This is a genomic window from Butyricicoccus sp. OF27-2pH9A (assembly GCF_027693185.1).
Lineage (GTDB): Bacteria > Bacillota > Clostridia > Oscillospirales > Butyricicoccaceae > Agathobaculum > Agathobaculum butyriciproducens.
In genome coordinates, this window is the sequence record NZ_JAQEXK010000018.1 from 1 (window position 1) to 20,933 (window position 20,933).

The following is a 20,933-nucleotide window of genomic DNA, read 5'->3' on the forward strand; positions in this document are numbered from 1 at the left end:
TGGGTAAATCTGAATGGGGCGGCGGAGAACGGCACCGGGGATAAAGTTCGGGCCATGCTGACCCGATGTTCCGGCTCCATAGGGACAAAAAAGCGCCCGGACGGCATAAAGCCATACGAGCGTAATAGAGAATATTTTGCTGTTTAGTTACATGGTATAGTGCATACTGCTGACCACATTGCTCCGCTGCCGGGAGCAGGCTTTTTTTAGCTGGTGCAGATCATGGGTACTGTGAAAAGACGCAAACATAGACACGGCGGCATCCTCCTATATGCCGCCGTGGATTTACACGGTGTTGGGGCGTCGATGGTTTAGGGTAGACGAAAAGAAACGGCGGCTCTGATTTCTCAAAACCGCCGCCAGGGTATCTAGAGTAAGCGCACAAAATCAACCTGCCCAGCTACGGTTTTTTTCTTTCCCCATTAGGCGGGGCAGGTTTAAAAGAATATGAAAAGCCGATAACAGCAGTCATGTTAGCCTGCGTGTTATCGGCTCTGCGTCTATGCGTCTGGCTCTCTAATAACGGATATATTCAGTTGCTTTACATGAATGAGCGTTTCCTGTTTACATTTTGGACAGAACAAGGGGAAATTCCTTAATTCCGTGTCAATTCGTATTTTTATTCGGGTTTTATTATGGCATATAGGACAACTAACCCAACTTGTCTCTTTCATCAAAATTACCCCGTAACTTGATGTTTCTTTGATATATTTTTTGTTAGTCTATAAAACACGAATATCAATCCAACATTAAGGATGATCATAAAGACCGGCTGGCTCATACCGAAATATGTTTTCATATCAGAAAATATACCGTTTGTATGAAGCATAAAAATCGGGCAAATTTCCTGCATTTTTTGTAAAACAGGAAGGCTATCATTAAAATCAAACACAACTGGCAAGAAGCAGATGACGCAAGAAGTAATAAGCGCTGTAACAGGAGAACTCATTTGAGCACTTAAAAACAATGTAATAGTTGTCAAGGCTACAATCCCAAAAATATTCAATATTACAGAGATAAAGAACATTTGCAAAAAGGTCAAATTATATATTGAAGAAGCATAATGTAATGAAGATTGAATGCTTACATTCCACCCCTGTAACCCATAGGTACAGCCATACAGAACTAAATTTAGCAGTAAATACAAGAGGTATGTGCCAATTACAACTTCCAAGGCCGCTATAATTTTTGAAGTTGTGAGTTTGGTTCGGCCATACCGAGCCGAATAAATAATGCTATCTGTATGAAGTGCATACTCTTCTGAGAAAACAGGAGATAGAGTGATTACAACAATTAAACATATCATTATGGACAAGATGCTCCCCATTCCAGATAATAGCTTATCCCAGCCATCACAATATCCTAAAGTCACAGTTGGACTATTTGGATATGCTGTTTCGAGTGACTTAAAACTACCATCAGAATTTGTCAAATATTCCAGAATCGCCGCTTGGTCACGATAAACATGAACAGCAGAAAAAGCAGAATTTTCATCTTGTCCAACAGTTGCTTGTTTTGCTTGGTCGATTTTTTCTTGCATAGTAAGTAATGTATTTTGAGAGAGTTTTCCTTCAAATATTTCTGCTACTTCCTTCCGTTGTTCAATGGCTGTAAAACCGCTTGCTAATGCCATTTTTTCAAGGTCATAATCATAGAAAACATTTTGATAATTAAATTGAAAAAAGAAAAAATAGGCAACGATAAGAACCACACCAGCTAAAAACAACATTCGTGTTTGCTTTCTCGAACATATTTTATTTCGTTCTGCTTTTATCATTTCATTCATGCTCGGATACCTCCGCAAAATAGTATAAATACAAATCTTCCAATGTTGGATCAACATTCCAAGCGGTTCTGCATGGTGCTTCTTGAGAAATAATCCTCAGCCGTTCTGCACCATTATTATGTTTCAGATTTGCTGTTACATAGTTCAATTCTAATTCTTCGGCCTCTTTTCGAGATACATCACATTCCCAAACACATTTTTCAATCGGCTTCATAATTTCTTCTGGAGAACCATGTTGAATTAACTCGCCATTTTTCATAATCAGAATCTCATTTGCGATATATTCAACATCAGAAACAATGTGAGTGGACAAAATTACAATTCTATTTTCTGCCAAAGAACTAATCAGATTCCTAAACCGCACCCGCTCTTTCGGGTCAAGTCCAGCTGTAGGTTCATCCAAAATCAAAATACGGGGATCGTTTAGTAATGCTTGAGCAATTCCCAAGCGTTGTTTCATACCGCCGGAAAAAGTTTTGATTTTTTCGTTTTTCTGTGTGAGCAGATCAACAACCTGCAACAGCTCCATTGTGCGATTATGGGCTTTTTTAGGCGGCAGCCCCTTTATTGCAGAGATATACATCAAAAATTTATACGCTGTAAAGTTAGGATAATAGCCAAAATTTTGTGGCAGGTAGCCTAAGATATTACGATATTTCTCGCCCAAATCATGAATGTTTTTCCCGTTAAAAAAAATGGTTCCTTTCGTTTCAGTTTGGACATCGCAAATAATTCGCATCAAAGTTGTCTTGCCCGCACCATTTGCCCCGAGTAGACCATAAACACCATTTGTTAATTTTGCGCTGAAATGATTTACAGCTTTTTTTCTTCCATATTCTTTTGAAAGATCATTTATTGTAAGTTCCATATCAATTCTCCAATCATTTTTTCTTTTTTCAAGTACAGTTGAAGTGTTTTCCCTAATAGGATAATAGATAACACATAAAATCCAATCCATCCCCAGAACATAGACGCTTCAAATATAAATCGCTGATGGAGTACAAGAGAAAATGTTCCAGAAAGAAAAATCATACAAGCGATTAAATGATACAAGCTATCGTTTGTCCTGCTTTTCGCACATATAAAAAGATAACAAGTGCAAGAAATATTAAATGGAATCAAACCATACAACACCATTTCAATCATTGATTTCTGGTAAATATATGCCATTGAAATTAAAATGACTGTTATTAGGAAAAGGTTGATTACTCCAATAATCAGCATACGACCTGCTACAATTTTTACCAGCGTTGTTCTACTAGACTGTTCAATTTCCCACATACCATAGATGTTGCTTTTAGATATTTCTATTGCACCTAATAACGCAAGGAATGGAACCATAACTGCAAGGATTGTCAATGGATAATAAAATGGAACCCTCCATTGGCCCAGGATACATGCTAATAATACTGCACATATAGTGAGTATTATTTGAACAATCCAGAAAGAAAGCGGCAGAAATTGAAGTTGGTTCAATATAATATCTCGCATTGAATTTTTATTGAATTCAGAACTATTCATGTAACTTTTTCCAGCTACGATTACTGCTTTAATTTTAGGTTCAGATGGAGCAGGCGTTTCACAACTCTGCAACCATTCTAATACATCATTTTGTTTTTGGGTCATACATTATCGCCTCCTCTAAAATCAGCCAAATATCGTTCCAGTTTTTTAATCCCCTGTTGGAGCCTAGATTTTACAGTAGAAACACTAGCTTTTGTAATGGTTGCAATCTCTCGGATTTTCAAATCATAATAAAATCGTAAAATGATGACCTCTTTTTGATAGTCCGGTAATGTGTTGATTGCATATTGAACTTCCGCTTTAAGTTCGTTAAGCTCAACTTTTTCAAAGGCATTATCTGTATCTTCTATATCTTCAAGAGTTTCTAAATCCATATACAGGGGTTTTGCTTTCTTAGCATAATTGTTACAGGTATTAACAGCAATCGTTAGCAGATAGTTTTGAAATTTCCCTATCTTTCGTACTGATTGAATATTCTTCAACAGTTTCAAGAAAACATCTTGTGTAATATCTGCGGCAGTATCTGGATCGCCGTTCAATCGCCGACAACAAAATAGATAAATTGACTGATAATATTTTCGGACAATCATCTCAAATGCATCTGTGTCACCCGACTGGATTTTTTTAATTAGTATGAAATCTTCGATACCGTGTCACCGCCTTCCATGTGTAAAACGCCTTACACTTAATATACAACTGAGTAACCCAAAAGGATTTAACTTTAGAAATTTTTCTTTTACTTTTTTCATTTCCCTTCTATTGTAATTCCTGTTCTTGAAAAATATAAGATGTAATATATGAATTATAAACTTCAATCAACCTGCATATAGTAACATTCCACGGGCAAAGTATGAATTATACAATGTAACAGGGTGATGCTATATGGCAAAGGTTGAAGATTGTCCCGGTTTTGAAACCTTCGGTGCAGATGTCAAAGCCGCACGAGAAGCAAAGCGTCTGGCACGAAAAACATTGGCAGAAATGGTTGGGATTGAATGGCGGTATCTTGCCAACATTGAGAATCAAGGTGCGATTCCGAGCCTGCCCGTGATGATCCAGTTGATTAAGGTCTGCGGACTTCCCGTAGAGCGATATTTTAACCCGGAGATCATGCGGGAAGAAAGCGATCAGCGGCAGCGGGTCAGCCACAAGCTGAAGCTCTGTCCTGAACAATACCTGCCGATTATTGAAGGTGCCATAGACGGGGCGCTCAAAATGGAACAGACTGCGAAGCAGAAGGAGGACGCATAATCGCGGCCTCCTTCTGGCGTTTCTATATCAAGTTTCCCGGCACTTTCCCCAAAGTTCCCGGCACCTCTGCTGGATTTCTGCGGTTTCTGTCGCAGTCAGGTCACGGTCATTTCCGGTAATCTTATCTTCCAGAAAGTTAGCGTATGTACCCAACAAAGCGTTCCGTAAATCCTCCGGGGTTTTCTGTATTTCAGCGCTGTACCAGTCATTCCGGTGGGGTTCCCATGCCATCAATGTATAACCGTGGCTGGTCTGAACCACCTCATACAGTGGATCATCATCCAGATATGCCTGAAACACTTTCAAAATCTTTTCAAAGGTCAGCATTTCCCGCACCTCCCATTCATCTGCAAATCAGTTCCCTGATTAAAATTTCCTCAATCTGTGCCGTTAATGTGTTCATCAGCCCCACCCAGCGCATAGGGTCACAGGCTTTCAGTTCTTCCGTGACACCCGCAGTCTCCATCATCTGAGGCAACATGGTGTCCACGCGCTCCTGCGCTGTCCGGTCAATCTCTAACAGGTGCGGATACAGCTTCTCGCTCATCAGCAGTTGGTTGTAGAGAATAGGACGGTGTTCCTTCAGGTAGGACTTTCTCATCCTGCCGTACTTGCCGATAGAAGTTTCCGGCCGTTCAGAAAGTTTTAGGTTGAGTATATCATAATCTCCACAACGAATGTAAGTCAACTTACTCATATTCATTCTCCTTTGCTCCGTGATGATTAGACTGCTGCGCTGGCTGCTATGCCGCCTTTGCGCGGTTCTTTTTTTGGTAGCTGCCCGACAGTAGAAAAAACACCTTTTTTCATATCCTCAGCCCGAATCAGGGCTTTCTTAGCGTCCATTTCCGCTTTTTTCTTCGCCTTGATTTTGTCCTCATACCGTTTCTGTGCGCCGCTGGCTTTTCGTTTCAAATAGTTCTGATGGAGCCTGTCCTTGCGTTCTTCTTTTTTTCGCAATTCTTCCTGTTCCTCCGGGGTTAAAGGAACCGGCTGTAAGGATGGTGGGATATAGCGTCCTAAAAAATTGAAGTAGATTTCAATTTCCTGCGTGGTGTCCTGACTGCCTTTTCGGGCGCGTTCGTGGACAAGGATTTTCTCTACAAACTCGTTGAGCATGGTGTTTGTCATAGTGTCAAAATTCTCGTACTTATCAATCAAGGCTATAAATTTCTCCGCTGATTTCTGGCTTTGCTCGTAGCCGGTAACAGCCTTTTCCAGCTCTGCAATTTCAATCTCAAGTGCGTCCTGCTCTTTGGCATACTGTGCATCAAGTGCCCTATATCGTGCATCCGGCAGCTTGCCGAGGGCGTTGTCCTCATAGATTTTGCAAATCAGTTTTTCCAGTTCTCCGACTCTCTTTTGGGCAGCAGCCAGACGCCTGCGCTTTTTCGCTATATCGGCACTCTGTTGGGCAACCTGCGTTTCCTGAACGGTGTGAATAAATTCCGTCCGGTCATTTCTGGAATATTCAGCGATAGCCCGGAGCGTGTCGGAAACCAATGTCAGAACGGCACTCTCATTGATACGGTGTTGAGTGGGGCATAGTGTCCCACACGGAACTTTGGTATAATTGGAACAGGTATATTGAGAAATCCGCTTGCCATTGTTGGTGCGGTGGACATACATCTTGCCGCCGCAATCGGCACAATAGAGCAAGCCTGTGAGGGGAGCCGCTTCGCCCCAGCCGTTTGGATAACGCCGTACATTGCTGCGGATTTTCTGCGCCAAATCAAAGGTCTGCTGGTCGATAATGGCTTCATGGGTATTCTCAAAGATCGTCCATTCGTCCTCAGAAACATAGTGGCTTTTCTTGTCCTTAAAGTGCTTGCGGGTCTTGAAATTGATGGTATGCCCTAAATACTCTCGTTTTTTCAAAATGTTCACGATGGTAGATGATCCCCATCCATAGGGGTCTTTGACCGGCTTTGAACGGTTCACACCTTCGTTGAATCGGGCAAGGTGTACGACAGGAATTTCAATCCGGTCTGCGGACAACTTGCAAGCGATCTGGTAAGGCCCATATCCCTCCAGCGTGAGGGAGAAGATACGGCGTACCACTTCGGCAGCTTCCTCATCTACCAGCCAATGCTCCCGTTTTTCGTCCCATAGGTAGCCGTAAATCACAGTGCCGGTCAGATGCTTGCCGCTCATGCCTTTTGACTTAAACACAGAGCGGATTTTCCGGCTGGTATCACGGGCGTAAAATTCATTCATAATGTTGCGGAACGGGGTAAAATCGTCATCGCCTTTCAGACTGTCCACACCGTCGTTGATGGCAATCAGACGAACGCCTCGCTGCCGCAAAACTTCCATAACTTGACCGACCTTTAGATAGTCGCGCCCCAACCGGCTCATGTCCTTGATGACGATCGCCTCTACACGCCCTGCCTCCACTTCCTCCATCATCGCCAAAAATCCGGGGCGGTCAAAACGGGTGCCTGAGATACCATCATCGGTAAAGTGCGTAGGGTTTGGCAGCCCATTCCGGCGGGCAAAATCCTCTAACATCTGCTTTTGGTTGGATATAGAGTTGCTCTCGCCCTGTAACTCATCGTCCCGGCTCAGGCGCTCGTACAGTGGGGTGATTTTTTCGTTTCTCATAGCTGTACCTCCTGAAACAAAAATGCTCTAAGTGATTGCTTCACTAACCATGACAAAATCATGATTAAGAAGTCACTTAGAGCATATATCACCGGCGGCCAGCTTATATTTCTTATACTGGCGCACCGCAAAGTGATTTGGCTTCTCGGCTTCCAGTGCATCAAACATCAGGTCTACGGGGTTTTTGAACTCCTCGTCATCCTCCCTGACTTCCATCGCATTGATGAACTCAATGAGAGTGGAGAAGTTCTGCTCCTCCACCGGAGCCTCATAGTGGATATAGCCAATGAGCGCGCAGTACAACAGCGTCTCCGCTTTGACCCAGAAATCGTCGCCAGCCTTGCCTTCGCCTTTGGTATTGGCAATCAGCGTCGTAACCAGCTTCAAGATGTCCTTTTCGCTGTGAATGTACGAGAAAGGATTGTAGTGCATACTTTTTTTGAAGTTGATGGTATTCAACACCTTAATCCGGTATGGCTCATAGATTACCTTTCCGTGCTTGTCCTTCATGGGCTTTCCGTCCTTCCCCAGCTTGGGCGCACCCCTTTGGAGCATTTTTCCGCACTCCACCAGAATTGTTCCCTTCGGGTCCGTCACAACATAGGAGCTGTGCATCTGCATCAGGTTGGGTTTCAGCCAGAATCGGGTCTTACCGGAACCGGAGCCGCCAATCACCAGTACATTTTTGTTTCTGGCAGTCTTGGGGTCCTTGGGGCGGCTGTTCATGGTCAGGCTCTCCGTTTTCGTCAGAATCACGTTGTTCTGAAATACAGGATCAACATAAGGTGCAATATCCTCACGGGTTCCCCAGCGGGCCGAACCATATTCCAAACCATGTCGATATTTCTTGGCGTTCTTGCTTTTAAGATACACCGCCAGCCTCAGACCAGCACCGCAGCACAGCCCTACCAACAAGTCCAATGGATGCAGGCTTGGCCAGAAACTTTGCAACGCCCCAGGCAGAACCGCAACCAGCGAAAGAAACTTTTCTGAAGCATCCGCCCCTTGTGCCATTCGCCATGCCTCTCCAAAATTGGTAGCAAACAGCCCCAGCAGGATATACGGCATATTCAGCAAAACGAGCTTTTTGATGTCAAACTGCTTTTTCATCGTTCCAGCTCCTTTCGCTTGGTGCGGTCCACCACAGCATTTTTAACCATCTCTTTGAACTGGTTAAGTTTTGCCAGTACGGACGGGCGCTCTGTTTTCGTTGTCTTTTTGACCTTTTTATTGGTGTACTCTGTAAAGGCTGCTGTCAGCGCATCCGCATCGCGACCCTTGAAGAAAATCAGGTACTTTGGCGGAGAACTGCTGCGATCCTTTTTCACCGCATAATCCACACCATATTTCCGGGCGATTTTCTCAAACTCCTTGATAGAGGGGTCTGTAATCTCAATATTGGATATTCCCTGATTCTGCCCGACAAGCTGCTTCACAGTCTGTTTTCCATGCGGAACAACCGGCGCATCACGGCTTCTCTGTTTTTCCAGCTTCTTTTCCTTGCGATGTGCCATGTACTTGCTTATGGCAGCCTTAAACATTCTGCCGGTAAACTTTGTTCCACTGACAACCAGCGTCAAAGTTCTGTTTTCCACTTCTTCCTGCATTTTCTCGCCTCCTTTCCACGAAGTTTGCAGGGAATCTCTTTTTTTGCTAAGGCGGAACCACCAACCGCCGCAGAAGATAACGCTTCATACCGCCCTCCTTAGCGTAACTGGTCAGAACGGTCATAGTGCAGATTGCCCTGACGTACCTTTGCGTGGCTCAAAATCTTAATCTGCCCCTTTTCCTGACTATCCAGTGCTTTTTTATAACCGGTATCCGACAGGAACAGGCGGGTTCGTTCGCCTTTCCAGCCAACAGGGGAATCGTTCGTCAGCACATCAAAAATAATCATGTGCCGGGTGTCCTCCGCAAAACGCTGGAGGTCCATATATCCATGACCGTGATAATTCTGCGCTCCTGCCTTTGCCCGCATTTCTTCCATCAGCTGTCCTATGGTCTTTCCCTCAGACATCATGCTTGCTCCTTTCTCCCGGCAGTTCCGGGCAATAAAAAAGCGACCATTTACCAGCCGCCATACAGATCGTGATTTACTTGTGAGGTGTAATGATTGCTTATCGTGGTCGGTGCATTGAACAGAACGGTCAGAAGATACTGCTTCATGTTGCGAATTTCCGTGGTGTTCTTCTGTAAACAGTCCATGACAAACTCAATGTGCGAGTTATCCAGCTTCAAGAACCTGGAACGAACGATTTCATGCGGAAAATCGCTTCCTGCAATACGGGTGGTCTTTCGCTTTGCACAGACCGTTTCCACGATTAGCTCCACAATCTCATCCAAATCCTCCCGATAAGTTTCATACTGCTGACACAGGTATTCATACCCGATATTCTCCTGAATCAATTCCCGATAACTCTCTATCTCTGTGAGTGACATCGCATCCCTTCCTTTCCGTTCCGGCAGACAATCTGCCGCGCAATCCCGGAAGGGAATGGAATCGGTACTTGATCCATAAATATTTTGTTTTTGAGTATTTGATTTCTCTATATTTAATTCTGCGGGCTTTTCCGTATCCGGTTTATCCATATACGGGTTTTCCGTATCTGGTGAATCCGTATCCGGTTTTCTAAGCTGTGGCTGCTCGTATATGACATACTCTGTATCGCTGATGCGTCCCTGCCGGTCACGCAGCTTGTGCCGCACAATGTAACCGGCAGCCTCCAATTCCCGCAACGCAGCGCCTATGGCATCCACGCCCTCCTTACAGATCTTTGCAAGACCACGGGTGGTGTAATTCCAGTCCTCTGGCAAAGATAACATCATGGAAAGCAGTCCCTTGGCTTTTAACGACAGGTTTGCATTTCGTAAATGATGATTGCTCATCACGGTATAATCACGGGTCCGTTCAATGCGAAAAACGGCCATCGACCTCACTCCTTCCGAATTTTGGGTACAAAAAAACCGCAATCCTCATTCCAAAGAATTGCGGTGTTCAACACTTTTCAAATTTTCTTGCATAGAACCAAAACAGCGGCTTTCGAGGACGCGCCTCTGTAAATGGCTCCTCCTGGGCGAAAGGAAGTGTTTGCATCACTCGGTCAATATCCGTTGATTCCATGTCATGCTGAGATTTGCAATCTTCCCGGATTGCTTCTTGAATTTCCTTTACCGTACACATAGTCATTCCTTTCCTTTCGTTGTATGGGTTTATGAGCGGCGGCGTTTTCCCGGTTTGAAATCGAGGATATGTCCCTCAATCACACGAGCGTAACGCTTGATCTTAATCTCCCGACGCTGCTGGCTTTGCAGGGCAGCCTGATACCCGTCCTCGGTCAAAAACAGCCGCATTTCCTCTCCGGGGCTGCCGTAAGCTGTGCTGGGACGCAGGACGGAAAACTCAATCATCCAGCGGGTGTTATCCCAAAACCTCTCTACGGCGAGAATGTTGTGTCCTTTCAGCTCACGGGCTGAAATATCCATCATAGGCGGCTCCTTTCATCGTTCCTGGTCTCTCTGACGCTTTTTCTGCCATGCCTCCAGCAGCTTGATGATGGTTTCCTGCATCCGCTGGGGCGTATAGCTTTTAGGAAAATACTTCCGCAAGGTGTCAGAGGTAAATGTCACTCGGTCCAGATCGCTTTTCTTTTCCTCACCCATGATGACACGCATCATATCGAGAGTCAGATGCCCCTCCTGACTGTATTTTTTGAGCCGCTGGGCTTGAGAAAGAGAAGGGGTAGCCTGTTCGCTGTCCATCGCGTCCAACAGGTCTACCTGTTCCTCCTTTTTGAGAAAGGACAGCTCATAGGCAGGGTTCAGGGCGATTTTCTTCTCATCGACCATATCCATCAATTCAGGAATCAGTTCAGTCAGACGGATATAACGAAAAATCTGGTTTTTACTCTGACCTACTTGCTCTGCCAAAACCTCGCTGGACTTCTTCCCAAAATCGTTCCCAACTTGGGAACAATTTTCTTTACTCGGTCTGCCAGCCTGCCTTTTCATAGCCTCCAGCTTCATCTTGTAAGCAAAAGCCCTTTCACTTGGGAGCAGACTTTCCCGTTGCAGATTGCTGTCAACCATAATGATTGTGGCGGCATCATCATCCAAATCCCGAACAATGACCGGCATGGTCTCCTTGTCTGCCAGCTCACTGGCTCTGTGCCGCCTGTGTCCGGCTACCAGCTCATAACCGCCCTCCGGGTCCGGTCGAGCAATCGCCGGAACCAGAACGCCATACTGCTTGATACTGTCAGCGGTCTCCATCATGGCTTCGTCATCCTTGACTTTGAATGGGTGGTTCTTAAAGGGATGCAGTTCAGACAGCGGAATCTCCTGAATCTTTTCCAGCTTTGCATCCTGACGGCCTTCTTCGGTGGAGAACAGATCATCTACCGAGGCCAGCTCTATTTTTTTCGCGCTGCTTTTCAAGTTTCAACACCTCCTTCGTCAGATTTCGATACCCCTCTGCCACCTTGCCGCCAGGGTCATGGGCGAAAATACTTTTTCCCTCTGCACTGATTTCCTTTGCCCGGACAGAATGGGGGATCTCTGTGCCAAATACTTTGATCTTGCTGCCATAGGTCTCCCGCAGGAGCGCGGAAATCTCTTTGGCAAAGTTGGTTCGGCTATCCACCATCGTCAGCAGGATACCGTCTATCTGGAGCTTGGGGTTGATCTGCCGCTTTACCTTGTTTACCGTGGAGAGCAGCTGTTCCAGCCCTTTGGCGGGCAGATACTCCGCCTGAACGGGAATGATGATCCTGTTCGCAGCGGCCAGCGCATTGACTGTGAGCATACCCAGGGAGGGCTGGCAGTCGATGAGGATATGGGAGTATTGCCCCTTCAGCGTGTCCAGATATTGCCGCAAGATAGTCTCGCGACTCATGGCGTTTACCAGGGATACCTCCATACCGGATAACTGGATGTCCGCAGGCATCAGGTCTACACCCTCTGGGTGGTGCAGGATACCCTCGCCGGGACGAAGCGGCTCATCCATCAGGATATGCCCCATAGCGTCTGACAACGTAAAGGGCAGCTTGTCCGGCTGGGGATGGCCCAGGCTGATTGTCAGGCTTCCTTGCGGGTCCCCGTCGATCAGCAGGACTTTCTTTCCGGCCTGCGCCAGCCCGATTCCCAAGTTGGCACAGGTCGTTGTCTTGCCAACGCCGCCTTTCTGGTTGGCAATGGCAATGATTTGCGTGTTCATTGACTTCACCTCATTTCTAATTGTTGCTATTGCTTCTGGAAATAGAAAAAGCCGCCACTTCAAAATCATAAAGTGACGGCCCTTTCTAATGCAGGAATCTTTTTCCCTGAAATGAAAAAAGCACCCAGTTATTTGTTACTGAGTGCCTGCATTAGAATCGTATTTAATTGTTCAGATTTGGTCAGATTATGCCAAACCCTCCAGCGAAAAATCCGGTGTCTGAGAGTGCCAAATCGCCCTCAAAAATACCCCCGAAATTGCTCTCTGGTTGTCCTATTTTTTAACCACTAAGGCCGTTTTTTGACCCCATTTTTGCCGGTTGTCCTATATTTAACCACTAAAAATTGGGTGAAAACGGCTCTCGTTTTGCCAAATTTGGTCAAACCATATCAGCCCGTTTAGATATAGCAAAAGCCCGGAAAACCTTGATTTTCCGGGCTTTTTGAACCATTTTGATATAGTCTGAGCAGTCGATTATCGCTTGCTGAACTGCGGAGCGCGACGAGCTGCTTTGAGACCGTACTTCTTACGTTCCTTCATACGCGGATCGCGGGTCAGGAAGCCGGCAGCCTTCAGAGCTGCGCGGTACTGGTCGGAATCAGCCTGCAGCAGAGCACGAGCGATGCCGTGACGGATTGCGCCAGCCTGGCCGGTGAAGCCGCCGCCGGTTACGGTGCATTCTACGTCGAACTTGCCCTCGGTGCCGGTTACTTCGAACGGCTGACGGCAAACCATCTTCAGGGTCTCAAGACCGAAGTAGTTGTCGATGGTGCGGTTGTTGATCTTGATCTCACCGGTGCCGCCCGGGAAAAGACGAACGCGGGCAACAGAGGACTTTCTTCTGCCGGTGCCATAGAAATATGCCTTCTTAGGTGTATACATCAGTTAATCCTCCCTTACTTTTCCCAGTTCTCGGGCTTCTGAGCCTGATGATTGTGGTTCTCGCCAGCAAATACCTTCAGACGGGTAGCGGACTGACGGCCGATGGAATTTTTCGGCAGCATGCCCTTAACTGCGAGCTGCATAGCGAACTCCGGCTTCTCAGCCATCAGGGTCTTGTACTGAACTTCCTTCAGACCGCCGACCCAGCCGGTGTGATGACGATAGTACTTCTGGGTGAGCTTCTTACCGGTCAGAACCGCCTTGTCAGCGTTGACGATGATTACGAAATCGCCGCAGTCAACATGGGGAGTGAACGTGGTCTTGTGCTTGCCGCGAAGCAGCATTGCAGCGGTTGCAGCAGTACGACCCAGCGGCTTGCCAGCTGCGTCCAGTACATACCACTTACGCTCGACATTTTCTGCCTTAGCCATAAAAGTAGACATGGTTTTTTCCTCCGTTTATATATATCAAAAATACTTTGACAACTGATTGATCGCTCGAAACGAGCATATTTATTAAAACACATCATTTTGCGCAAGTCAAGCGAAATTTTGAAAAAATATCTTCAATCCAACACATTCTCTTGTTTTCTCTTTTAATCTCTCTCATACTCTCGAATACTCACTTTGCATTTCATTTTTTGCATTTGCGATTTTTGGCGTTTTCTGATAAATTTTAATATGTACGATCAAAAAGGAGACTGTTATGCAGAAAATGCTTTCCTATGTCCGCCGTGCGGTGGACCATTACCATATGATAGATGAGGGCGACAGGATTGCGGTCGGCGTTTCCGGCGGCAAGGACTCACTCGCGCTGCTCGTGGCGCTCAGCCAGCTGAGTCGCTTTTATCCGCACCATTTTACAGTCGTGGCTATTACATTGGAGATGGGCTATGATGAGATGGACTTCTCCCCTGTACAGACGCTGTGCGACAAGCTGGGCGTCGAGTACATCCGTGTCCCCACCCAGATCGGCCCTATCGTGTTTGATATCCGCCATGAGGAAAACCCCTGCTCGCTCTGTGCCAAGCTGCGCCGCGGTGCCCTGCACGATGCCGCCCGCAAGGCAGGCTGCAGCAAGGTTGCGCTCGGCCATCACTTTGACGATGTGGTCGAGACCTACATGCTTTCCCTATTTTATGAAGGCCGCATTTCGTGCTTTTCGCCGGTAACCTACCTCGACCGCGCCGACATCACGCTCATTCGTCCGCTGCTGTATGTGCCGGAGCATTATGTGCGCTCGTTCGCCAAACGGCATGAGCTGCCGATCGTGCACAATCCGTGTCCGGCGGACGGCAACACCAAGCGGCAGGAGATCAAGGATTTGCTGAAAAATCTCGAAAAGACCATGCCCGGTGTGCGCGAGCGCATTTTCGGCGCCATGCAGCGCTACCCGCTCGAGGGCTGGGAACCGGACAAGACCCGCCGCGATTACAAATGATCTGTTCCCTATATAAAAAGAAAGGAGATGAGAACCATGATCCAGATTGGCTTCTGCGACGACGATCTCAGCGTGCTCGATGAACTGCACGAGCTGCTCGGCAGCTACCGTGCGGAACACAACGCCGATATCGCCCCGACGGCCTTCCAAAGCCCGTTCGAGCTGCTGGCGTCCATCGAAAAGGGCGCACGCTTTGACATTCTGCTGCTCGATGTGCTCATGCCCGGCGAAAACGGCATCGAAGCCGCCCGTGAGATCCGTCAGTACGACTCCAACGTGAAGATCATCTTTCTCACCTCATCCGCAGAGTTTGCCGTGCAGTCGTATACGGTGGGCGCGTATTTCTATCAGCTCAAGCCGATCTGGCCGGAAAGCTTCTTCCGGCTGATGGATTCGGTCATTGCCGCCTGCTCGCGTGAGAGCAGCGCCAGCCTGATTCTGCGCTGCAGAACCGGCATCACGCGCGTTGAACTGGACAAGCTGGAATACTGCGAGGTCATCCGCCGTTCCCTGCTGCTGCACAAGACGGACGGCACCGTGCTCGAAGCCGCCGGCAGCATGGACAGCCTGTGCGAAAGCCTTGCCGAACACAGGAATTTCCTGCGTATTCACCGCTCCTACCTTGTAAATTTAGAGCATATCCAGACGATCACGCCGAAAACGCTCATCATGTCCAGCCGCGCCGAGCTGCCCATTCCGCGCGGACGCTACAACGACATCAAGGATGCGTACCTTGAACACGCCTTTCAGAAAGAGCAGGTGTTCCTGACATGATCGCACTCGCTGTTGACCTTTGCAACTCCGTTGCCGTTACGCTGTTCGGCATCGCGCTCTCTGCGGCATTCTGCAATATCCACTGGACGCCCAAGGCGAAAAAGCGCATGCTGCTGTACACGCTGATGATCTTCTGCCTGTCCGGCATCGCCTACCTCGGTGTGGACCCGGGCTTCGGACGCTATCTGTATCCGCTGCACACCCACCTGCCGCTTGTGCTCGCGCTGTGCTCGCTCAGTCATGAACGCCTGTGGCCGGTGATTTCTGTGCTGACGGCGTACCTGTGCTGTCAGCTGCGGCGCTGGCTGGCGCTGATCGCGGTCGCCATCTTCTCCGGCGGAGACACCATGCAGTACGCTGTGGAAATGATCGTCACCGTGCCGCTGCTCATTCTGCTGCTCAAGACCGCACCTGCCATCCGGTCGGTGTCGCAGTATTCGCGGGCGGTGCAGTGTCAGTTCGGCATTGTGCCCGCGGTGTACTATGCGTTTGACTATGCCACCCGCGTTTACACCGACCTGCTGTTCTCCGGTTCGGCCGTAGTCGTGGAGTTCATGCCGTTCGTGTGCAGTGCGGCGTACCTGCTGTTCCTGATTCACATTTCCAGAGAGCAGCACGCACGGCTGCATTTGGAGGAGCTGAAAAGCAATCTTGACCTGCAGGTGCATCAGGCCGTCCGTGAGATTGAAGCACTGCGTATCTCTCAGCAGAAAACCCGCACCTACCGGCATGATCTGCGGCATCATCTGCAGTACATCACCGCCTGCATCGAGAATAAGCAGTATGAGCAGGCACTGCAGTACATTCACTCCATCAGCGAGGAAATCGAAGCCAGCCGCGTGACCGTTTACTGCGAAAACGAGGCCGCAAACCTGATTCTCTCATCGTTTGCCGACCGCGCCAAGGCGCAGAGCATCCCGCTTGCGGTGCATGCCGTGCTGCCCAATCAGCTGCCGCTTGCCGAGAGCGACCTGTGCGTGCTGCTCTCCAACGCGCTTGAGAATGCGATTCACGCATGCAGCGCGCGCGCAGACGGTGTTCCCGGACATATTGAGGTGCAGGCCTACGAAAAATCCGGAAAGTTCTTCCTGCAGATTGTCAACGACTGCACGCAGCCGGTGCAGTTCAGCCACGGCGTGCCGGTCTCCAACCGCGCCGGACACGGCATCGGCGTGCACAGCATTTGCAGCATTGTCGAGCGATACGGCGGCGTGTACAGCTTTTCGGTTAAGAATCAGCAGTTTATCCTGCGAATTTCACTTTAATAATTGCATAAGAAAAAACGCTCTGTTTTCACAGAGCGTTTTCTTATAAACAGTAGCAAACACCGTGCGGAACTGTAGTTCCGCCGACAGCATTTTAGCGTTTATTGGAGCGCTTCCAGATACGCATCTTCTCCGCTTCCTGAATCAGCTGCTCGCGGAAATCCGGATGCGCAACCGAGATCAGAGCCTCCGCACGCTGCCATGCAGTCAGACCCTTGAGGTTTACCTTGCCGTACTCGGTGACGAACCAGTGCGCGCACGGACGGGCATCGGTAACGACCGAGCCGTTCTCAAGCGTCGGACGAATTCGGCTCTCGAGCGTGCCGTCCTTCTTCTTAAAGGTGGACGAGCAGCAGATGAAGCTCTTGCCGCCCTTGGACAGATATGCGCCCAGAACGAAGTCCAGCTGGCCGCCTGCACCGGAAATCTGCTTGATACCGGCACTTTCTGCGTTCATCTGGCCGAACAGATCCACATCCACGATATTGTTGATGGAAATGAAGTTGTCGATCTGTGCAATGGTGCGCGCATCGTTAGTATAGGATACCGGTGCAGACATGCACTCCGGATTATCATTTACAAAATCGTACAGCTTCTGGGTGCCTGCGCCGAACGCGAACACCTGACGGCCGCGGTCGATGGCCTTCTTCGAGCCGTTGATCTTGCCTGCACGGGAAATGTCAACGAAAGCGTCAACGTACATCTCGGTATGAACGCCGAGGTCCTTCAGGTCGGACTCCGCGATCATCGAGCCTACGGTATTCGGCATGCCGCCGATGCCCAGCTGCAGGCACGCGCCGTTCGGGATTTCCTCCACGATCAGCTTTGCAACCGCCTTATCAACCTCGGTCGGCTCACCGCCTGCGCCCATCTGCGGCATTTCGGTGTCGCTCTCAACGATCATATCCACCTGCGAAATGTGAATGCCGTCCTCAAAGCCGCCAAGGCAGCGCGGCATATACTTGTTGACCTCAACGATGATAACATCGGATACATCGCAGATCGCCTTGAGGTGCGAAGCCTGCGGACCGAAGCTGAACCAGCCGTGTGCGTCCATCGGCGCCACCTGAATCATGGCTACATTGACATGACGGACGTTCTCGCGGTACCAGCGCGGCATCTCGGAGTAGCGCAGTGCGCTGTAAAAGCCGAAGCCCTCCATGCAGGCCTTGCGCTCAATGCCGGACATGTGCCACGAGTTCCAGGTGATCTTGTCGGCTGCATTCGGAATATCGAATACCGCCGGTCGGCGCATGAGTACGCCGCCGCGGAAGTTTACATCCTCCAGCTCGCCCATGCGGGCAGCAAGTGCCTTGTCCAGTGCAACAGGCGTACCCGTACACCAGCCATAGTCTACCCAGTCACCCGATTTAACAACCTTAACGGCTTCATCCGCCGTTGTCAGCTTCTGCTGATACAGTGCAGTATAATCCACGCTGATTCCCTCCGTCTTACTTGTTCTTCATTGTTTATTCTTTAACAATCATGCTTACTTATGATTATAATCTCTTTTGGGGTACAGGTCAACACAGGTTCGCAAAAAAGAGTGAGAATCCATTCAAACCGCTCCCCGCCCTCTTTTCCTTATATTTCATCCTGTTATTTTAGATTTTGCACAAAATACCGCCCATTTATCCTTCAAAAATACTGAAAATCCGCATGAAAATCAGGGGTTGATTTTCTGCGCTAAAGTGTTATAATAGTAAACAAGATATGAACTGAATTACAGGAGGTTTTCTAAAAATGAAGACGAAGAAACTTCTTGCACTGCTGATGGCAGGCGCAATGAGTGTATCCATGCTGTCCGGCTGCGGCGGCTCTGCTGCCAAGGCCGACGACTCGAGCGCCGATGCGGCTGACACCTCAGCTTCCGCTGAGAGCGATATCGATTATGTAAAGAGCAACGGCAAGCTGGTCATCGGCATCACGGATTTCGCACCGATGGATTATAAGGAAGACGGCTCGGACGAGTGGGTCGGCTTTGACGCGGACATGGCAAAGGCTTTCGCCGAGAGCCTCGGCGTAGAAGCTGAGTTCATTGAGATCAACTGGGACAACAAGATCATGGAGCTGGATTCCAAGGGCGTTGACGCCGTTTGGAACGGCATGACCCTGACCGATGAGGTCAAGACCTCCATGAACTGTTCCGACCCGTATGCGACCAACGCACAGGTTGTTGTTGTTCCGTCCGACAAGGCGGACGCTGCCAAGGACATCGACTCTATCAAGGATATGACCTTCGCGGTTGAGTCCGGCTCTGCCGGTGAGGCTGCTGCACAGGCTGCCGGTCTGAATGCAACCGCAGTTCAGTCTCAGGCTGACGCACTGATGGAGGTTGCCGCAGGTACCTCTGATGCCTGCGTGATCGACCTGCTGATGGCAGGCGCTATGATTGGCGAGGGCACCAGCTACCCGAACCTGACCTACACCGTAAACCTCAACGAGGCCAACGGTGAGGAGGACGAGAACTACGTTGTAGGCTTCCGCAAGGGTTCTGACCTGACCGAAGCATTCAACAACTTCTACAAGGGCGCCTACAAGGACGGCGTGGTTCTGGCTCTGGCTCAGAAATACGGCGTACAGGAAGCAATCGTAGATCCGGAGGCTTAATCTCCCATCCCCTCAGTTCAATATAAGGCAGAAGGCGGACTACCGTCTTCTGCCTTATGTGTCACAGGAAATAAAGTAAAAAAGAGGTAAAGAGGAAACAACATGTTTGCCAATGTAACACTCAGCCTGATGGGCGGCTTTGTTACCACCGTACAGCTTTTCTGCCTGACGCTGGTATTCGCTCTGCCGCTCGGTCTGCTTATCAGCTTCGGCTCGATGAGCCGCATTACACCGCTGCGCGCACTCATCAAAATCATCGTCTGGATCGTCCGCGGCACGCCGCTTATGCTCCAGATCATCATCATTTTCTACGGTCCTGCCCTGCTGTGGGATATTTCCCTGCCACGCTTCACCGCTGCGCTGGTTGCGTTTGTCATCAACTACGCCTGCTACTTCTCGGAGATCTTCCGCGGCGGCATTCAGGGCATTCCGAGCGGCCAGTATGAAGCCGGTCAGGTGCTCGGCATGACCAAAAGCCAGATTTTCTTCAAGGTAACGCTGCTGCAGGTCATCAAGCGCGTTATCCCGCCGATGGGCAACGAGTTTATCAACCTTGTTAAAGATACCGCACTGGCGCGTACCATCGCGGTATACGAGGTGCTGTGGATGGGCGAAAAGTTCATCAAGAGCGCCGGTATCATCTGGCCGCTGTTCTACACTGCCGTATTCTACCTGCTGTTCAACGGTATTCTGACCCTGCTGTTCGGCTGGATCGAAAAGAAAATGGATTACTTTAAATAAGGAGGAGCCGTTATGCCTATTCTGGAGGTACAGCACCTTTATAAGAGCTTCGGCTCTACCAAGGTGCTCAAAGACATCAGCTTTACATTGGAGCGCGGCAAGGCGCTTGCCATCATCGGCTCGTCCGGTTCGGGCAAGACCACGCTGCTGCGCTGCCTGAATTTTCTCGAAACCCCGAATGAGGGTAAGATCATTGTAAACGGCGAGACACTGCTCGACGCTGCCGACCATGCCGCCAAGAGCGATGCGCAGATTCGCAAAAACCGTCTGCACTTCGGCATGGTGTTCCAGTCGTTCAACCTGTTCCCGCAGTACACTGCACTGGAGAACGTCATGCTCGCTCCCCTGCTGCAGGCCAAGGAACGCCCGGACTACAAGCAGAACAAGCGCGAGATTCACGAGCAGATCGAGCACCGCGCCATCGAGCTGCTCGAGATGATGAGCCTCGAGGGCCGCATGAGCCACTATCCGCACCAGCTGTCCGGCGGTCAGCAGCAGCGCGTTGCCATTGCACGTGCGCTCGCGCTCAAGCCGGATATCCTGTGCTTCGATGAGCCGACCTCGGCGCTCGACCCCGAGCTGACCGGCGAGGTGCTGCGCGTTATCCGCTCACTGGCGGACCAGCACACCACCATGATCATCGTCACCCACGAGATGGCGTTTGCCCGCGATGTGGCCGATCATGTCGTGTTCATGGACGGCGGCACCATCGTTGAGGAGGGCACGCCGACAGAGGTATTTGAAAATGCGCATAACGAGCGAACCCGCGCATTTTTGAGCCGTTTTTCACAAAACAGCTAAAGAACGGAAAATTATGCAAAAACTTTTCGGTACTTTTCACCAT

The 20,933-nt window shown here is 49.0% G+C and carries 25 protein-coding genes and 1 pseudogene; 7 read left to right on the plus strand and 19 right to left on the minus strand.

Annotation, left to right across the window (positions count from 1 at the left end; genetic code table 11):
* Window positions 1-500: 500 nt before the first annotated feature.
* The 5 genes from PG722_RS11830 to PG722_RS11850 are packed head-to-tail and all read right to left on the minus strand — an operon-like array spanning window position 501 to window position 3,900.
* Window positions 501-674: a cysteine-rich KTR domain-containing protein gene (locus PG722_RS11830; RefSeq protein ID WP_081026450.1), complete on the minus strand. Its 174-nt coding sequence runs from the start codon at window positions 672-674 to the stop codon at window positions 501-503.
* 5 nt (window positions 675-679) lie between these two features.
* Window positions 680-1,786 (minus strand): hypothetical protein, encoded by a 1,107-nt coding sequence (locus PG722_RS11835; RefSeq protein ID WP_016300381.1) that lies wholly within the window; start codon window positions 1,784-1,786, stop codon window positions 680-682.
* Window positions 1,779-2,654 carry an ABC transporter ATP-binding protein gene (locus PG722_RS11840; protein WP_270580669.1) on the minus strand — a complete coding sequence of 292 codons (876 nt, stop codon included), beginning with the start codon at window positions 2,652-2,654 and terminating at the stop codon, window positions 1,779-1,781. The genes PG722_RS11835 and PG722_RS11840 overlap by 8 nt, the downstream gene beginning before the upstream one ends.
* A complete protein-coding gene (locus PG722_RS11845; protein WP_119297785.1) occupies window positions 2,639-3,412 on the minus strand; it encodes a hypothetical protein in 774 nt (257 codons plus the stop codon). The genes PG722_RS11840 and PG722_RS11845 overlap by 16 nt, the downstream gene beginning before the upstream one ends.
* The gene (locus tag PG722_RS11850) at window positions 3,409-3,900 is read right to left on the minus strand and encodes an RNA polymerase sigma factor (protein ID WP_270580670.1); all 492 of its coding nucleotides are present in this window, start codon (window positions 3,898-3,900) and stop codon (window positions 3,409-3,411) included. Before PG722_RS11850 ends, PG722_RS11845 begins: the two co-directional genes overlap by 4 nt.
* A gap of 292 nt (window positions 3,901-4,192) precedes the next feature.
* Between PG722_RS11850 and PG722_RS11855 the strand changes: the two genes are divergently transcribed.
* A complete protein-coding gene (locus PG722_RS11855) occupies window positions 4,193-4,561 on the plus strand; it encodes a helix-turn-helix transcriptional regulator (RefSeq protein WP_107602795.1) in 369 nt (122 codons plus the stop codon).
* A gap of 27 nt (window positions 4,562-4,588) precedes the next feature.
* Here PG722_RS11855 and PG722_RS11860 read toward each other — a convergent pair whose 3' ends face one another.
* The 13 genes and pseudogenes from PG722_RS11860 to rplM all read right to left on the minus strand — a co-directional run bounded on the left by PG722_RS11860 (window position 4,589) and on the right by rplM (window position 13,702).
* Complete coding sequence (locus PG722_RS11860) at window positions 4,589-4,888, minus strand: hypothetical protein (RefSeq protein ID WP_118392455.1); 300 nt, start codon at window positions 4,886-4,888, stop codon at window positions 4,589-4,591.
* A gap of 16 nt (window positions 4,889-4,904) precedes the next feature.
* Window positions 4,905-5,258: a TnpV protein gene (locus PG722_RS11865; protein ID WP_270580671.1), complete on the minus strand. Its 354-nt coding sequence runs from the start codon at window positions 5,256-5,258 to the stop codon at window positions 4,905-4,907.
* 26 nt (window positions 5,259-5,284) lie between these two features.
* A complete protein-coding gene (locus PG722_RS11870; protein ID WP_270580672.1) occupies window positions 5,285-7,165 on the minus strand; it encodes a recombinase family protein in 1,881 nt (626 codons plus the stop codon).
* Between the two features lie 90 nt (window positions 7,166-7,255).
* A pseudogene (locus PG722_RS11875) lies at window positions 7,256-8,275 on the minus strand (type IV secretory system conjugative DNA transfer family protein); the annotation flags it as partial.
* Window positions 8,272-8,772 (minus strand): PcfB family protein, encoded by a 501-nt coding sequence (locus PG722_RS11880; protein ID WP_118371686.1) that lies wholly within the window; start codon window positions 8,770-8,772, stop codon window positions 8,272-8,274. The gene PG722_RS11880 and the pseudogene PG722_RS11875, both read right to left, overlap by 4 nt.
* 98 nt (window positions 8,773-8,870) lie before the next feature.
* Window positions 8,871-9,182 carry a DUF5720 family protein gene (locus tag PG722_RS11885; protein WP_270580689.1) on the minus strand — a complete coding sequence of 104 codons (312 nt, stop codon included), beginning with the start codon at window positions 9,180-9,182 and terminating at the stop codon, window positions 8,871-8,873.
* A 50-nt stretch (window positions 9,183-9,232) separates the two neighbouring features.
* Entirely contained in the window at window positions 9,233-10,093 is an 861-nt protein-coding gene (locus tag PG722_RS11890) for a DUF6017 domain-containing protein (RefSeq protein ID WP_007886611.1), read from the minus strand.
* A 67-nt stretch (window positions 10,094-10,160) separates the two neighbouring features.
* A complete protein-coding gene (locus PG722_RS11895) occupies window positions 10,161-10,346 on the minus strand; it encodes a hypothetical protein (RefSeq protein WP_009322017.1) in 186 nt (61 codons plus the stop codon).
* A gap of 29 nt (window positions 10,347-10,375) precedes the next feature.
* Complete coding sequence (locus tag PG722_RS11900; RefSeq protein WP_005335947.1) at window positions 10,376-10,651, minus strand: DUF5720 family protein; 276 nt, start codon at window positions 10,649-10,651, stop codon at window positions 10,376-10,378.
* Window positions 10,652-10,663: 12 nt separating this feature from the next.
* Window positions 10,664-11,599, minus strand: coding sequence for a ParB/RepB/Spo0J family partition protein (locus PG722_RS11905; RefSeq protein ID WP_005335949.1), 936 nt, complete (start codon window positions 11,597-11,599; stop codon window positions 10,664-10,666).
* Entirely contained in the window at window positions 11,556-12,377 is an 822-nt protein-coding gene (locus PG722_RS11910) for a ParA family protein (protein ID WP_270580690.1), read from the minus strand. Before PG722_RS11910 ends, PG722_RS11905 begins: the two co-directional genes overlap by 44 nt.
* Window positions 12,378-12,851: 474 nt before the next feature.
* Complete coding sequence (gene rpsI / locus PG722_RS11915; RefSeq protein WP_110437409.1) at window positions 12,852-13,259, minus strand: 30S ribosomal protein S9; 408 nt, start codon at window positions 13,257-13,259, stop codon at window positions 12,852-12,854.
* 14 nt (window positions 13,260-13,273) lie between these two features.
* Window positions 13,274-13,702 (minus strand): 50S ribosomal protein L13, encoded by a 429-nt coding sequence (gene rplM, locus PG722_RS11920; RefSeq protein WP_116704844.1) that lies wholly within the window; start codon window positions 13,700-13,702, stop codon window positions 13,274-13,276.
* 262 nt (window positions 13,703-13,964) lie between these two features.
* On the opposite strand from rplM, the gene PG722_RS11925 reads away from it, so the two are divergent.
* The 3 genes from PG722_RS11925 to PG722_RS11935 are packed head-to-tail and all read left to right on the plus strand — an operon-like array spanning window position 13,965 to window position 16,738.
* Complete coding sequence (locus tag PG722_RS11925) at window positions 13,965-14,699, plus strand: tRNA lysidine(34) synthetase (protein ID WP_270576634.1); 735 nt, start codon at window positions 13,965-13,967, stop codon at window positions 14,697-14,699.
* Window positions 14,700-14,735: 36 nt separating this feature from the next.
* Window positions 14,736-15,473: a LytR/AlgR family response regulator transcription factor gene (locus tag PG722_RS11930; protein ID WP_270580673.1), complete on the plus strand. Its 738-nt coding sequence runs from the start codon at window positions 14,736-14,738 to the stop codon at window positions 15,471-15,473.
* On the plus strand, window positions 15,470-16,738 hold the full coding sequence (locus tag PG722_RS11935; protein ID WP_270580674.1) for a sensor histidine kinase: 1,269 nt from the start codon (window positions 15,470-15,472) through the stop codon (window positions 16,736-16,738). Before PG722_RS11930 ends, PG722_RS11935 begins: the two co-directional genes overlap by 4 nt.
* 94 nt (window positions 16,739-16,832) lie before the next feature.
* Here PG722_RS11935 and PG722_RS11940 read toward each other — a convergent pair whose 3' ends face one another.
* Window positions 16,833-18,173, minus strand: a complete 1,341-nt coding sequence (locus tag PG722_RS11940) for a butyryl-CoA:acetate CoA-transferase (RefSeq protein ID WP_110437404.1) — start codon at window positions 18,171-18,173, stop codon at window positions 16,833-16,835.
* Window positions 18,174-18,481: 308 nt separating this feature from the next.
* Here PG722_RS11940 and PG722_RS11945 point away from each other — a divergent pair, with 308 nt between their 5' ends.
* The 3 genes from PG722_RS11945 to PG722_RS11955 all read left to right on the plus strand — a co-directional run bounded on the left by PG722_RS11945 (window position 18,482) and on the right by PG722_RS11955 (window position 20,890).
* Entirely contained in the window at window positions 18,482-19,348 is an 867-nt protein-coding gene (locus tag PG722_RS11945; RefSeq protein WP_270580675.1) for a transporter substrate-binding domain-containing protein, read from the plus strand.
* Between the two features lie 102 nt (window positions 19,349-19,450).
* Window positions 19,451-20,089, plus strand: coding sequence for an amino acid ABC transporter permease (locus PG722_RS11950; protein ID WP_117492066.1), 639 nt, complete (start codon window positions 19,451-19,453; stop codon window positions 20,087-20,089).
* Between the two features lie 12 nt (window positions 20,090-20,101).
* On the plus strand, window positions 20,102-20,890 hold the full coding sequence (locus tag PG722_RS11955; protein WP_118564530.1) for an amino acid ABC transporter ATP-binding protein: 789 nt from the start codon (window positions 20,102-20,104) through the stop codon (window positions 20,888-20,890).
* Window positions 20,891-20,933: the final 43 nt, after the last annotated feature.

Coding starts and splice junctions, on each gene's coding strand:
- PG722_RS11830 (WP_081026450.1), bottom strand. CDS start 674: ATGAAAGAGACAAGTTGGGTTAGTTGTCCTATATGCCATAATAAAACC.
- PG722_RS11835 (WP_016300381.1), bottom strand. CDS start 1,786: ATGAATGAAATGATAAAAGCAGAACGAAATAAAATATGTTCGAGAAAG.
- PG722_RS11840 (WP_270580669.1), bottom strand. CDS start 2,654: ATGGAACTTACAATAAATGATCTTTCAAAAGAATATGGAAGAAAAAAA.
- PG722_RS11845 (WP_119297785.1), bottom strand. CDS start 3,412: ATGACCCAAAAACAAAATGATGTATTAGAATGGTTGCAGAGTTGTGAA.
- PG722_RS11850 (WP_270580670.1), bottom strand. CDS start 3,900: ATGATTGTCCGAAAATATTATCAGTCAATTTATCTATTTTGTTGTCGG.
- PG722_RS11855 (WP_107602795.1), top strand. CDS start 4,193: ATGGCAAAGGTTGAAGATTGTCCCGGTTTTGAAACCTTCGGTGCAGAT.
- PG722_RS11860 (WP_118392455.1), bottom strand. CDS start 4,888: ATGCTGACCTTTGAAAAGATTTTGAAAGTGTTTCAGGCATATCTGGAT.
- PG722_RS11865 (WP_270580671.1), bottom strand. CDS start 5,258: ATGAGTAAGTTGACTTACATTCGTTGTGGAGATTATGATATACTCAAC.
- PG722_RS11870 (WP_270580672.1), bottom strand. CDS start 7,165: ATGAGAAACGAAAAAATCACCCCACTGTACGAGCGCCTGAGCCGGGAC.
- PG722_RS11880 (WP_118371686.1), bottom strand. CDS start 8,772: ATGCAGGAAGAAGTGGAAAACAGAACTTTGACGCTGGTTGTCAGTGGA.
- PG722_RS11885 (WP_270580689.1), bottom strand. CDS start 9,182: ATGTCTGAGGGAAAGACCATAGGACAGCTGATGGAAGAAATGCGGGCA.
- PG722_RS11890 (WP_007886611.1), bottom strand. CDS start 10,093: ATGGCCGTTTTTCGCATTGAACGGACCCGTGATTATACCGTGATGAGC.
- PG722_RS11895 (WP_009322017.1), bottom strand. CDS start 10,346: ATGTGTACGGTAAAGGAAATTCAAGAAGCAATCCGGGAAGATTGCAAA.
- PG722_RS11900 (WP_005335947.1), bottom strand. CDS start 10,651: ATGATGGATATTTCAGCCCGTGAGCTGAAAGGACACAACATTCTCGCC.
- PG722_RS11910 (WP_270580690.1), bottom strand. CDS start 12,377: ATGAACACGCAAATCATTGCCATTGCCAACCAGAAAGGCGGCGTTGGC.
- rpsI (WP_110437409.1), bottom strand. CDS start 13,259: ATGTATACACCTAAGAAGGCATATTTCTATGGCACCGGCAGAAGAAAG.
- rplM (WP_116704844.1), bottom strand. CDS start 13,702: ATGTCTACTTTTATGGCTAAGGCAGAAAATGTCGAGCGTAAGTGGTAT.
- PG722_RS11925 (WP_270576634.1), top strand. CDS start 13,965: ATGCAGAAAATGCTTTCCTATGTCCGCCGTGCGGTGGACCATTACCAT.
- PG722_RS11930 (WP_270580673.1), top strand. CDS start 14,736: ATGATCCAGATTGGCTTCTGCGACGACGATCTCAGCGTGCTCGATGAA.
- PG722_RS11935 (WP_270580674.1), top strand. CDS start 15,470: ATGATCGCACTCGCTGTTGACCTTTGCAACTCCGTTGCCGTTACGCTG.
- PG722_RS11945 (WP_270580675.1), top strand. CDS start 18,482: ATGAAGACGAAGAAACTTCTTGCACTGCTGATGGCAGGCGCAATGAGT.
- PG722_RS11950 (WP_117492066.1), top strand. CDS start 19,451: ATGTTTGCCAATGTAACACTCAGCCTGATGGGCGGCTTTGTTACCACC.
- PG722_RS11955 (WP_118564530.1), top strand. CDS start 20,102: ATGCCTATTCTGGAGGTACAGCACCTTTATAAGAGCTTCGGCTCTACC.